14 protein-coding genes and 1 pseudogene are annotated in these 12,653 nt (G+C 72.5%); all 15 read left to right on the top strand.

All coding sequences use genetic code 11. The annotated features are described in order from the left end of the window. The first annotated feature begins 56 nt into the window (after positions 1-56). The 15 genes and pseudogenes from AB0H71_RS29310 (at position 57) to AB0H71_RS29240 (ending at position 12,627) form a co-directional block, all read left to right on the top strand. Positions 57-719: a DUF177 domain-containing protein gene (locus AB0H71_RS29310; protein WP_357027214.1), complete on the top strand. Its 663-nt coding sequence runs from the start codon at positions 57-59 to the stop codon at positions 717-719. A 2-nt stretch (positions 720-721) separates the two neighbouring features. Continuing rightward, on the top strand, positions 722-904 hold the full coding sequence (gene rpmF / locus AB0H71_RS29305) for a 50S ribosomal protein L32 (protein ID WP_067658664.1): 183 nt from the start codon (positions 722-724) through the stop codon (positions 902-904). A gap of 19 nt (positions 905-923) precedes the next feature. Next, positions 924-1,658, top strand: coding sequence for a ribonuclease III (rnc, locus tag AB0H71_RS29300; RefSeq protein ID WP_357027212.1), 735 nt, complete (start codon positions 924-926; stop codon positions 1,656-1,658). Between the two features lies 1 nt (position 1,659). Continuing rightward, positions 1,660-2,541, top strand: coding sequence for a bifunctional DNA-formamidopyrimidine glycosylase/DNA-(apurinic or apyrimidinic site) lyase (mutM, locus tag AB0H71_RS29295; RefSeq protein WP_357027210.1), 882 nt, complete (start codon positions 1,660-1,662; stop codon positions 2,539-2,541). A 27-nt stretch (positions 2,542-2,568) separates the two neighbouring features. Next, positions 2,569-3,153, top strand: coding sequence for a dihydrofolate reductase family protein (locus AB0H71_RS29290; protein WP_357027208.1), 585 nt, complete (start codon positions 2,569-2,571; stop codon positions 3,151-3,153). After that, entirely contained in the window at positions 3,150-4,172 is a 1,023-nt protein-coding gene (locus AB0H71_RS29285) for a PHP domain-containing protein (RefSeq protein WP_357027206.1), read from the top strand. The genes AB0H71_RS29290 and AB0H71_RS29285 overlap by 4 nt, the downstream gene beginning before the upstream one ends. Before the next feature lie 105 nt (positions 4,173-4,277). Beyond that, positions 4,278-5,804, top strand: a complete 1,527-nt coding sequence (locus AB0H71_RS29280; RefSeq protein WP_357027204.1) for a substrate-binding domain-containing protein — start codon at positions 4,278-4,280, stop codon at positions 5,802-5,804. Between the two features lie 457 nt (positions 5,805-6,261). Then, on the top strand, positions 6,262-7,347 hold the full coding sequence (locus tag AB0H71_RS29275; protein ID WP_357027421.1) for a glycosyltransferase family 4 protein: 1,086 nt from the start codon (positions 6,262-6,264) through the stop codon (positions 7,345-7,347). Then, entirely contained in the window at positions 7,344-9,467 is a 2,124-nt protein-coding gene (locus AB0H71_RS29270) for a glycogen debranching N-terminal domain-containing protein (protein ID WP_357027202.1), read from the top strand. The genes AB0H71_RS29275 and AB0H71_RS29270 overlap by 4 nt, the downstream gene beginning before the upstream one ends. Positions 9,468-9,504: 37 nt before the next feature. Next, positions 9,505-9,684, top strand: coding sequence for a hypothetical protein (locus tag AB0H71_RS29265; protein ID WP_357027200.1), 180 nt, complete (start codon positions 9,505-9,507; stop codon positions 9,682-9,684). Positions 9,685-9,724: 40 nt separating this feature from the next. Then, positions 9,725-9,829, top strand: a pseudogene (locus AB0H71_RS29260) (DNA-binding response regulator); the annotation flags it as partial. Positions 9,830-9,897: 68 nt separating this feature from the next. Then, positions 9,898-10,323 (top strand): OsmC family protein, encoded by a 426-nt coding sequence (locus tag AB0H71_RS29255; RefSeq protein ID WP_357027198.1) that lies wholly within the window; start codon positions 9,898-9,900, stop codon positions 10,321-10,323. Further along, on the top strand, positions 10,324-10,599 hold the full coding sequence (locus AB0H71_RS29250) for an acylphosphatase (RefSeq protein ID WP_357027196.1): 276 nt from the start codon (positions 10,324-10,326) through the stop codon (positions 10,597-10,599). 4 nt (positions 10,600-10,603) lie between these two features. Then, complete coding sequence (locus AB0H71_RS29245) at positions 10,604-11,455, top strand: hypothetical protein (RefSeq protein WP_357027195.1); 852 nt, start codon at positions 10,604-10,606, stop codon at positions 11,453-11,455. Between the two features lie 2 nt (positions 11,456-11,457). Continuing rightward, on the top strand, positions 11,458-12,627 hold the full coding sequence (locus tag AB0H71_RS29240) for a glutathionylspermidine synthase family protein (protein WP_357027193.1): 1,170 nt from the start codon (positions 11,458-11,460) through the stop codon (positions 12,625-12,627). Positions 12,628-12,653 lie beyond the last annotated feature (26 nt).

The raw sequence follows: 12,653 nt of genomic DNA, 5'->3' as shown, positions 1-12,653 counted from the left end.
CGTCGCGTACTGTGGGGTGGTTGCCCATCCCCCTTCAGTATCGGAGTGAATTCGTGATGTCCGCCGGTTCCGCGTCGCGCCGTCGCCCGGCTTCGCACGGACTGCCGGAGACCGGCTTCGTGCTGGATACCCGCAGCCTCGGGCGCCGCCCCGGCACCATGCGGGAGCTGCACCGCGAGGTCGCCGCCACCGAGCGGATCGGGCTCGACATGGTGCACATCCCCGCGGGCGCGGCCATCGATCTCGACCTCACCCTGCAGGCCGTCTCCGAGGGCGTGCTGGTCACCGGCACCGTCTCGGCGCCGCTGGCCGGGGAGTGCTCGCGCTGCCTTGAGTCGTTCACCGACTCCGTCGAGCTGCCGATCACCGAGCTTTTCGCCTACCCGGCGAGCGCCACCGAGCAGACCACCGACGAGGACGACGTCTACCGGCTGGTCGACGACCTCGTCGACCTGGAGCCGGTGGTGATCGACGCGATCGGCCTGGAGCTGCCGCTGCAGCCGCTCTGCACCCCGGACTGCGCCGGGCTCTGCCCCGAGTGCGGTGTCCGGATGGCGATTGCGGGTTCCGGGCACGGGCATGAGATACTCGATCCTCGCTGGGCCGGACTGGCGAAGTTCGCCTCCGATGCGGCTGCCGCCGCGCCCACCGGTCCCGAGGACCACCCACAGTCAGATCGTTCTGCCGACCAGGCACGCTCGAGCACAGAGGAGAAGTAGTCGTGGCCGTTCCGAAGCGCCGGATGTCCCGTTCCAACACCAGGTCGCGGCGCAGCCAGTGGAAGGCTGTGGCGCCCACCCTCATCACCTGCCCGAACCGGGCCTGCGGCGAGAAGACGCTGCCGCACATCGCGTGCCCGAACTGCGGCACCTACCGGGGCCGCCAGGTCACCGCCGCCGTCTGAGCGAGCCTCTCGTATCGACGTGACATCCAGTAGGGACGGAGCCCGCTCGTCCAGTGACCATGCGAGCCTGCTCGCCGCGCTCGGCGTCGAGCTGCAGCCGGAGCTGCTGCGGCTGGCGCTGACGCACCGCTCGTACGCCTACGAGAACGGCGGGCTGCCCACCAACGAGCGCCTGGAGTTCCTCGGCGACTCGGTGCTCGGGCTCAGCATCACCGAGCGGCTGTACCACGAGCACCCGGAGAAATCCGAGGGCGAGCTCGCGAAGCTGCGCGCCAGTGTCGTCAATATGCACGCGCTGGCCGAGGTGGCTCGGGTGCTCGGCCCCGGCGGGCTCGGCACGCATCTGCTGCTCGGCAAGGGCGAGGAGCTCACCGGCGGCCGCGACAAGCCGAGCATCCTGGCCGACGGCATGGAGTCGCTGCTCGGTGCGGTGCACCTGGAGCACGGCATCGAGGTGGCGCGCGGTGTCGTGCTGCGGCTCTTCGCGGAGCTGCTGGAGCGCGGCCCCCGGATGGGCGCCGGGCTGGACTGGAAGACCAGTCTGCAGGAGCTCACCGCCGAGCGCGGTCTCGGCGTACCCAGCTACGAGATCAGCTCCACCGGGCCGGACCACGACAAGGAGTTCACCGCCACCACGGTGATCGCCGGGCGGTCCTACGGCAGCGGGGTCGGCCGCTCCAAGAAGGAAGCCGAGCAGAAGGCCGCGGGCACCGCCTACCAGGCGCTGACCGCCGAAGCCGCCGCCGACGCCTGACGTGCCGGAGCTCCCCGAGGTCGAGGTGGTCCGCCGCGGATTGGCCGAGCACGTGGTGGGCCGGGTGATCGAGTCGGTCGCGGTCACGCACGAGCGTTCGGTGCGCAGGCACCTCGGCGGCGCGGCCGATCTGGCCGCGCGGCTCGCCGGGTTGACCGTCGCGAGCGCCGAGCGCCGCGGCAAGTTCCTCTGGCTCACCTTCGACGAGCCTGACCTCGCGCTCGTCGTGCACCTCGGCATGAGCGGGCAGATGCTGGTGCAGCCGGGCGCGGCGCCGCGGCAGAAGCACGCGCACATCACCGCCGGGCTGAGCGACGGCACCCAGCTGCGCTTCGTCGACCAGCGCACCTTCGGCGGCTGGGCACTGGCCCCGCTGGTCACCGTCGACGGCACTCCGCTGCCCCAGCCGGTCGCGCACATCGCGCGCGACCCGCTCGACCCCCGCTTCGACCGGGAGGCCGCGGTCACCGCGCTGCGCGCCCGCCCGACCGAGATCAAGCGGCTGCTGCTGGACCAGGGCGTGATCTCCGGGATCGGCAATATCTACGCCGACGAGGCGCTCTGGCGCGCCCGCATCCACGGCACCCGCACCGCCGCCGGGCTCACCCGCCCCGCGCTGCGCACCCTGCTGGACGCCGCCACCGAGGTCATGACCGCCGCGCTCGCCGCCGGCGGCACCTCCTTCGATGCGCTGTACGTCAATGTGAACGGCAACTCCGGGTACTTCGAGCGCTCGCTGGACGCCTACGGCCGGGCCGACGAGCCGTGCCGCCGCTGCGGTGCGCCGATGGTGCGGGAGCGGTTCATGAACCGGTCGTCCTTCTCCTGCCCGCGCTGCCAGCCGAAGCCGCGTGCGCGCGCCGGAAAGCGCGTTACCGTGTGAGCACCGGCGCCTGAGAGGGAAGGACGCATGCGCAAGCTCACCTACTACGTGGCCTCGACCATCGACGGCTTCATCGCCACCGAGGACGGCTCGGTCGACTTCTTCCCGGTCGGCGGCGACCACGGCCCCTACATCAACAGCCACTACCCCGAGACGCTGCCCACCAAGGTGCGCGAGGCGCTCGGCGTCGACAAGCCGAACGGCACCTTCGACACCGTCGTGATGGGCAGGCGCACGCACGACTTCGGCGTGCGCACCGGTACCGCCAGCCCGTACTCGCACCTGCGGCAGTACGTGGTCTCGTCCACGCTGCCGGAGAACCCGGACCCGGATGTCGAGCTCATCGCCGGTGACCCGGTGGCCGCCGTGCGGGCGCTCAAGCGCGAGGAGGGGCTCGGCATCTGGCTCTGCGGCGGCGGCGAGCTGGCGCAGGCGCTGCTGCCCGAGATCGACCAGGTGTTCCTCAAGCTGTACCCGATCGTGCTCGGCGCGGGCCGCCCGCTCTTCGGCGCCGGCTCGCGGCTGCCCGAGCCGGCCTGCTTCCGGGTGGTCACCAGCCGCGTCTTCGCCGACGGGGTCGCCTTCCTCAAGTACGCCGCGCTGCGCCCGTGACCGCGCCCGGCCCGGTCGAGGCGCTGCGCGAGATCGGCTTCTGGCTGGAGCGCTCGCGCGCCGAGACGCACCGGGTCAAGGCGTACCGGCGCGCCGCCGACGTGGTGGACGCGCTGCCGGAGCCCGAGCGCGATGCCCGCGCGGCCGCGAACTCCTGGCGCGAGCTGGCCGGGATCGGCCCCAAGACGGCGGCGGTCATCGCCGAGGCGGTGGCGGGGCAGGTCCCGCGGTACCTCGCCGAGCTGCGGCAGGCGGCCCAGCCCATCGGCCCGGCCGGGGCGGCGCTGCGGCAGCGGCTGCGCGGCGACCTGCACACGCACTCGGAGTGGTCCGACGGCGGCAGCCCGATCGCCGAGATGATGGCGGTGGCCTCGGCGCTCGGCCACGAGTACTGCGCGCTCACCGACCACTCGCCGCGGCTCACCGTCGCCAACGGGCTCTCCGCCGAGCGGCTGCGCCGCCAGCTGGACGTGGTCGCCGAGCTCAACGCGCGGATCGCGCCCTTCCGGGTGCTCACCGGAATCGAGGTCGACATCCTGGCCGGCGGCGAGCTGGACCAGGAGGCCGAGCTGCTCGCCGAGCTCGACGTGGTGGTGGCCAGCGTGCACTCCCGGCTCAGGGAGGACAGCGCCGCCATGACCGAGCGCATGGTCTACGCCGTCGCCAACCCGCACGTGGACGTGCTCGGCCACTGCACCGGGCGGCTGGTCGAGGGCGGCCGCGGCACCCGGCCGGAGTCGCAGTTCGACGCCGAGGTGGTCTTCGAGGCGTGCCGCGCCTACGGCACCGCGGTGGAGATCAACAGCCGCCCGGAGCGCCGCGACCCGCCCGCCCGGCTGCTCCGGCTCGCCGTCGAGATGGGGTGCCTGTTCTCCATCGACACCGACGCGCACGCCCCCGGCCAGCTGGACTGGCTCGGCTACGGCTGCGAGCGCGCGGTGGCGAACGGGGTGCCGCCGGAGCGGGTGGTCAACACCTGGCCGCTGGGCGAGCTGCTGGCCTGGACCACCGGGCGCTGAACCGGCGGGGAACACTCGGCGAACTGTCCCGCCCCGGCTGTCGATCCGCGCTGCCGCCGTCGAAAATGTGCTCACGGCAACCGAATACGGGGGAGGCGCGCGGGCGTGGACGGGTTTCCGATCGAGATCGTCCTCGCGCTGATCGGCGTCGCGGTGCCGATCGCGGCGTTCCTCTGGGAATTCGTCGTGGTGGGCAGGCGCAGGCTCGGCTACCGGGTGCAGATGGACACCCCGGTGACCGGCGAGATCGAGTCGGTCTTCCCCGGCGTGCTCACCCGGCTGCGCCCCGAATCACCGGACGGCCGCACCGATCTCAAGGACCTCTCGGTGGTGCTGGTCCGAATCGAGAACTCCGGCGCCACCACCATCGACACCAGCGACTACCAGACCCTGGAGAGCGGCAGGGCCGGGCTGCACGTGCATTTCCCGCAGCGCCGGGTGATCGGCATGGCCGTCACCGAGCTGAGCCACCCCGGCCTCGCCGAGTGCCTGGACGCCCGCTCCGGCATCGCGCACCGCTGGGACGCCAGCGCGAGCCGCGGCGTGATCGACCTGCCGAAGGTGCCGCTGAACCGCGGCGATCACTACAAGGTGCTCGCCATCCTGCAGCGGCAGGGCCGCTCCGGCGCGGATGCCGAGCCGGAGCTGCGCGGCGGGGTCAAGGGCGGGCGGCTGCTGGAGACCCGCAGCCGGACCGGGGCATCGCGCGCCATGTTCTCGCTGGTCGGCTTCCTGGTGCTGGTGATCGCGGCGCAGCTGGTGGTCGGGGTGGTGCGGGGTGACCGGCCGCCGCGCGGCTGCGTCGGCGGCGAGCTCACGGTGGTCGGGTCGTCGGCGCTGCGGCCGGTGATCGAGGACGCCGCGCGGCGGTACCGCGCCGAATGCCGCGACCTGCGCTTCGATTTCGCCTTCGAGGGCACCGAGCGCGGGCTGGACCGGCTCACCAGGGCCGCCTCCACCGACGGCACGCTGATCGCCATCGGCGACAACCCGATCGGCGCCAACTACCCGAAGCTGGACCGGCGTTCGCTCGCGGTGGCGGTCTTCACCGTGGTCACCCACCCCGACCTCGACATCCCCGCGCTGAGCACCGCGCAGCTCCGCGATATCTACGCCGGGCGGGTGACCGACTGGAGCGAGGTCGGCGGGTTACCGCTGCCGGTGGTGCTGGTGGAGCGGGCGCCGGGCTCGGGGACGCGCGCGGTGTTCGAGCAGCGCGTACTCGGCGGGTCGCAGCCCGCCGTCCCGCACACCAGCTGCCTCGCCATCCAGGGCCGCGAGCTGACCGGCCCCACCCGCTGCACCGCCGAGGTCACCGGCGACCTGCTGCAGACGGTGCGGAACACCAGGGGCGCCATCGGATACAGCGAGTTCGGCGAGGCGACGCGGGCCGGGCTGCGCACCCCCGCCCTGAACGGCGTCGCCCCCGACCGGCAGGCCGCGCTGGCAGGGCGCTACGAGCTGTGGGGCATCGAATTCGCCTACAGCTACGGCGCCGCGCCGCCCGGCTCCCCGGCCGCCGCCTTCCTGCGCTACCTCACCGACGAGGGCGGCACCGACGTGCTGCGCGCGCACGGCAACGAACCCTGCCGCGACCTGCCCAACCCCGCGCGCTGCGGCGACAGCGGCTGAGTGTCGGTGCAGCTGACCGCCGCCTGTGGTAGCTGGAAGGCTGCTGAGGATCGAAGGTGGGCCGACCGCATACTGAGTTCCCTGATAGACAGCGGGCAAAGTTCAAAATCCATCGTGCGCTGAGTATTCGCCCGACGCGCCGCTCGCTCTCGGTTTCGAGGTTTCGAGCGTCGAAAGTGGGCTATGTTGTCGGCGGCCCCCCTGGGAACTTCAGCTGGCGTTCCGCACCCTCCCAGGCCGACCTGCCCCATGGACGGCGGTGCTCGCTCGGTCTTCACCTCCGCCGCGGCGGCCGTCTTTCTGCGCCCGGTACACCGGTGTGCCGGGTGGATGTGCTTCACGGTTGTTCCCTGGAAGGAGGGTCATGAGCGCAGGGCTGTCAGCGCCGATCCCGGCGCGGCTCGATACCGCGGATCTGCTGTCGCTCGGTCGTCGTCCCGATCGGTTCCGGATCGCCATGGTGGTGCCCCCGTACTTCGACGTGCCGCCCAAGGCGTACGGCGGGGTCGAGGCGGTCGTCGCCGACCTGGTCGATTCGCTGGTCGGCCGGGGCCACGAGGTGACCCTGCTCGGGGCGGGGGAGCCGGGAACGAAGGCGAACTTCCTGCCGCTGTGGGACCGTGCGGTACCGGAGCGGCTCGGCGAGCCGTTCCCCGAGGTGGTGCACGCACTGCGGGTGCGCCGGGCGATCGAGCGGCTCGCCGACACCGCCGGGGTCGACCTGGTGCACGACCACACCTTCGCGGGCCCGCTCAACGCCCCCGCCTACGGTGGGCTCGGGCTGCCCACCGTCGTCACCGTGCACGGCCCGGTGCAGGACGACTCCTACCGCTACTACCGCGAAATGGGCGACGAGGTGGCGCTGGTCGCCATCAGCGACCGGCAGCGCGCGCTCGCCCCCGACCTGAACTGGGCCGGGCGCGTGCACAATGCCCTGCACGTGGACGAATGGCCGTTCCGCGCCGAGAAGAAGAACTACGCGCTCTTCCTCGGCCGCTACACCGAGGACAAGGCGCCGCATCTGGCGGTTCAAGCCGCACACGAAGCGGGTATTCCCCTGGTACTCGCGGGCAAGTGCAGCGAACCGGCGGAGCAGAACTACTTCGAGGAGAAGGTCCGCCCGCTGCTCGGCGAGCAGGACCACGTCTTCGGCATGGCCGACGCCACCGCCAAGCGGGCCCTGCTCTCCGAGGCGAGCTGCCTGTTGTTCCCGGTGCGGTGGGAGGAGCCGTTCGGCATGGTGATGATCGAGGCGATGGTCTGCGGGACCCCGGTGGTGGCGCTGCGCGGCGGCGCGGTGCCGGAGGTCGTGGTGGACGGGGTGACCGGGCGGATCTGCGACGACCCGGCCGAGCTGCCCGCCGCCATCGCGGAGGTGCGCGGCTACGACCCGGCGGCCTGCCGGGCGCACGTAGCGGCCAATTTCGGCGCCGACACGCTCGGCCGCGGCTACGAGGAGGTCTACCGGAACCTGCTGCGCGAGCGCTCCGTTCGCTTCGCCGGTTCGACCGCGATGACCTTCGCGACGAGCGGCCGGGCATGACAACCGACGCGCCCGCCCCGCTCAACGCAGGCGAACCCACCGGGCTCGGTGGCTGCGGGGCCGCGGTGACCCTGGTGGAGGGCGGTACTTTCTGCCTGTCCAACCGGCTCGGCGATATCGCGCCTGGGTTGCCGCACGGCCTGTTCTACCGGGACGCGCGCGTCATCTCCCGCTGGGAGCTGCTGGTGGACGGCAAGCCCGCGGACTCGCTCTCCGTGCTGAGCCCGGAGGCGTTCGCGGCCAGGTTCGTGCTGCGCCGTCCACCGCAGGCCGGGATCGCCGACAGCACCCTGCTCGTGGTCAGGGAGCGGCTGGTGGCCGAGGGCATGCACGAGACCATCACGCTGGAGAACATGGGCCGCGAACCCACCGCGGTCACGCTGGAGCTGCACGTCGACGCGGATTTCGTCGACCTCTTCGCGGTCAAGGAGGGCCGGGCCGGGCATACCAGGGCCGAGGTCACCGTCGCCGACGGTGAGCTGCTGCTGCACGACCGCTCGGAGCGGATGCGCGGGCTCTCGGTCTCGTCCACGGTGGAGCCGGTGGTGCTGCCCGGAACCCTGGTGTGGCGGGTGGTGGTCCCGGTCGGCGAGCTCTGGCAGACCGAGATCATGGCCCAGCCCACCGTCGGCAACCAGCGCATCCAGTCGCTGAGCCCGGGCGAGCAGCTCGGCATCAGCGCGCCCGGCCGCAAGATCGCGGCCTGGCGGGACAGCGCCACCGACGTGCGCGCCGACGACCCGGTGCTGGCCCAGGTGCTGCGCCGCACCGAGAGCGATCTCGGCGCGCTGCAGATCCACGACGAGCACGGCGACGGCCGCCCGTTCGTGGCGGCGGGCGCGCCCTGGTTCATGACGCTCTTCGGCCGAGACAGCCTGCTCACCGCGTGGATGGCGCTGCCGCTGGAGGTCGACCTCGCGGTCGGCACCCTGGAGCAGCTCGCGGAGCTGCAGGGGCGCCGGGTGGATCCGCTCACCGAGGAGGAGCCGGGGCGGATCATGCACGAGATGCGCCGCGGCCCGGCCAGCGGCCAGGTGCTCGGCGGCAATATCTACTACGGCACCGCCGACGCCACCCCGCTCTTCGTCATGCTGCTGAACGAGGCGCACCGGTGGGGCGCCGACCGGGAGGCGGTGGAGGCGCTGCTGCCCGCCGCCGACGCCGCGCTGCGCTGGCTGCGCGATTACGGCGACCGCGACGGCGACGGCTTCGTCGAGTACCGGCGGGCCACCGACCGCGGCCTGATCAACCAGGGCTGGAAGGACAGCTTCGACGGCATCAACGACGCCTCCGGGCACCTGCCGGAGGCGCCGCTCGCGCTCTGCGAGGTGCAGGGCTACACCTACGCCGCGGTGCTGGCCCGCGCCGAGCTCGCCGAGGCCTTCGACGAGGTGCGGGTGGCGGCCAAGCTGCGGGACAAGGCGGCCGAGCTGAAGCAGAACTTCGCGGCGAAGTACTGGCTGCCCGAGCGCGGCTGGTACGCCGTCGCGCTGGACCGCGACAAGCGCAGGGTCGATGCGCTGACCAGCAATGTCGCGCACTGCCTGTGGACCGGGATCGCCACCGACGCGCACGCCGAGCAGATCGTGCGGCGGCTCGCCGGGCCGGAGATGGACAGCGGGTTCGGGCTGCGCACGCTCGGCTCCGACATGGGCGCCTACAACCCCATGAGCTACCACAACGGCTCGGTCTGGCCGCACGACACCGCGCTCGCGGTGGCCGGGCTGCTGCGCTACCAGCACGTGCCCGGCGCGGTCGAGCTGGCGACCCGGCTGGCGAGCGGGCTGCTGGACGCGGCGGCGGCCTTCGGCGGGCGGCTGCCCGAATTGTTCTGCGGCTTCCCGCGTTCCCGCTTCGCGGCGCCGGTGCCGTACCCGACCTCCTGCTCGCCGCAGGCCTGGGCCAGCGCGGCCCCGATGCTGCTGGTGCGCTCCTTCCTGGGGCTGGAGCCGAACGTGCCGGAGCGCACGATCGGCGTGCGGCCGCGGCTGCCGAGCTCCTGGGGCACGGTGACGCTCTCCGCGCTGCGGCTGGGCGCCGTCACGGTGGACGTGCAGGCCAAGGGCGACGAGGTCACCGAGGCCCGGCTGCCGGACGAATGGAAGCTGATCGCGGAGTGACCGACCCCCGATAACCGAACCCCCGAGAGGCGCGACCATGCCGACCTCGCTGGACACCAGGGACCTGTGGAGTTCGCAGCACAGCGACTGTGCCGCCGAGCCCACCGCCCCGCTCGACCTGGACCGGGCCCGCTTCATCTGCAGCATGCACGCCGGCCACGGCCCGCTGTGCCGCCAGTACCTGGCCGCCGCCGCGTTCTGCTACGGCGCCGGATAGCGCCGGTCCAGCTCGAGATTCAGCTCCGGCCGACCTCTCGGTGCGCGGCTACGACGTGGTCACCGCGGGCACCGGCGCCGCCGCGCTGCGCGTCGCCGCCGAGCGCCTCCCGGACGTGGTGATTCCCGGCCTCGGGCCGCCGGAGGCGGAATGCCGCCGCCCGGCCCGGTGTTGCCCGGCACGACCGTCCCCGAGAATGGCAGGATCGTGACCATGTCCGAGCAGAACACCGCGGCGCTCCGGGTCGAGCGCACCGGCACCCGCGCCTACACCGGCCGCAACGAGCGGGGCGCGGAGGTGCGCATCGCCTCGGCCGGCACCCCGGCCGCCTTCACCCCGGGCGAGCTGCTCAAGATCGCGGTCGCGGCGTGCTCCGGGCTGAGCGCCGACTTCTCGCTCTCCCGCAAGCTCGGCGAGCACTTCGACGCCACCATCCGGGTCTCCGGCGACCCGGACCGGGAGAACGAGGTCTACCCGGAGATCGACGAGGTCTTCGAGCTCGACCTCAGCGAGCTCTCCGAGGTCGAGCGCGAGCGGCTGCTGGTGAGCGTGCAGCGCGCCGTCGACAAGGTGTGCACCGTCGGCCGGACGCTGAAGTCCGGGAGCAAGGTGACGCTCTCCTTCGACGTGGAGCTGTAGGTGGCGGCGGAGCGGCTCTCCGCCTGGGTGCACGGGCAGGTGCAGGGCGTCGGGTTCCGCTGGTGGACCCGGTCGCGCGCGCTGGAGCTCGGGCTCACCGGGCACGCCACCAACACCGCCGACGGGCGGGTGCACGTGGTCGCCGAGGGGCCGCGGCAGGCCGCCGAGCGATTGCTCGCCCTGCTCCGCTCGCCCGATACACCTGGCCGGGTCAGTCTTGTTGTGGAAAGCTGGGAGCCCGCGCGGGGCGATCTGTCCGGATTCGAGGAGCGGTAGCGGCGTGAGCACAGACGAACACCGTCCGGGGGCGGGGCCGGACGACGGCGGCAGGCCGCAGTGGGAAGAGGGGACCGCCGCGTCCACCGGGCCGGTGTACGAGGAGGGTTCGGCGGCGAACGTGCCCGGGTCCGGTTCGCAGCCGTCGCCGGAGGAGCCGGGTACCCGTCCGGCTCCGGGCACGGATCAGCCTGTAACTCAGCCGTTTCCGGCCGCGACGCAGCCGTTAGGACAGCCGCCCGGCGGTTTCCAGCCGCCGCCCGGTTCGCTGCCTGGCGCGCACGGCGCACCGCCGCCGGGCACCACCCCGCCCGGGGGCGGGAAGCGCGCGGGGCGCATCCAGCAGCAGCAACCGGGGGTGACGCGACCGCGCCAGCCGACGGTGGCCGAGGCCCGCGCCAGGGACAAGGCCCGCAAGCAGGCCCGCGACGCCGAGCGCGCCGCCGCCGAGGCCGCGGCGGCCAAGAAGCGCTCCCGCAACCGGGTTCTCATCGGCGGCGCCGCCGTGGTCGGCGTCGCCGCGCTGGTCGGCGGTGGCTACCTCGCCTACCTGGCGCTCACCGCCCCGGACACGGTCACCGCTTCCTGCGTGGCCACCGACCAGAACGGCAACGAGATCGTCGTCGAGGACAGCTACTGCGGCACCGGCCGCCCCGGCTTCGTCGGCGACACCGCCGGCGTCGTGGTGCTGGCGGGCTGGCCCCAGTACCGCTACTACTACGGCGGCTCCACCACCATCGGCAGCAAACCGACCGGCGGCACCACGGTGAAGCCGAAGAACGCCGAGATCAAGACCAAGACCGGAACCACCGTGCAGCGCGGCGGCCTCGGCAGCAAGATCGGTGGAGGTTCCTAGCGGTGCGACGGGTCCGCGTGGAACCACGGAAGGGCTGGCAGCAGATCGTCGAGGGGCAGGGGCTGGTCTACGGCACCCCCGGCCGCGACGCGCAGGGCGGCCCGCGGCCGTACTGGGACGAATCGGTCTACTACGAGTTCGACATGGCCGAGATCCTCGCCCTGGAGGCGGATGTCGAACTGCTGCACAGCATGTGCCTGAAGGCGGTCGAGCACGTCGTGCTGACCGAGCGGTACCGCGACTTCGGGCTGCCGGAGTGGAGCTGGCAGCCGATCGCGGAATCCTGGCGCCGCGCCGACCCGCACGTCTACGGCCGCTTCGACCTGCGCTACGACGCCCGCCGCCCGGCCAAGCTGCTGGAGTACAACGCCGACACCCCCACCTCGCTGCTGGAGGCGGCGATCCTGCAGTGGCACTGGCTCACCGCGCTCTACCCGGACCACGACCAGTGGAACTCGCTGCACGAGAAGCTGGTCGAGCGCTGGGGCGAGCTGCGCGACATCCTGCCCAGCGACCAGCTGCACTTCAGCTGGTCCGGCGCCGAGCCGACCGGCGAGGACGGCGTCACCACCGCCTACATCCAGGAGACCGCCGCCGAGGCCGGGTTCGACACCATCGGGCTGCCGATCGAGGAGGTCGGTGTCGACACCGACCTGGAGCGCTTCGTCGATCTGGCCGAGGACCCGATCCAGGCGATCTTCAAGCTCTACCCGTGGGAGTGGGTGCTCGACGACGACTTCGGCAAGCGGGTCGTCGCGAGCCTGCCGCAGACCATGTGGATCGAGCCGCTGTGGAAGACGCTGCTCAGCAACAAGGCCATCCTGGCGGTGCTCTGGGAGATGTACCCCGGCCACCCGAACCTGCTGCCCGCCTACCTCGATCAGCCCAACGAGCTCACCGAGTACATCCGCAAGCCCAAGCTCGGCCGCGAGGGCGCGAACATGACCATCGTCGGCGCCGGGATGGAGACCGCGACCGGTGGCATGTACGGCGCGGAGGGCTTCGTCTACCAGCTGCTCGACCCGCTGCCGCAATTCGACGACATGCGGCCGGTGCTCGGCGCCTGGATCGTCGGCGACAGCTCGGCCGGGCTCGGCATCCGCGAGACCGCGGGGCTGATCACCGACGACGGCTCCGCCTTCGTCCCGCACCGCATCCCCACCGACGACTGATTCGTCAACCCTTCCGGAAGGACCAC

The organism is Nocardia sp. NPDC050697, from assembly GCF_040654395.1.
In the GTDB taxonomy this organism is placed as follows: domain Bacteria; phylum Actinomycetota; class Actinomycetes; order Mycobacteriales; family Mycobacteriaceae; genus Nocardia.
This window is presented reverse-complemented; position numbering and strand designations above follow the sequence as displayed.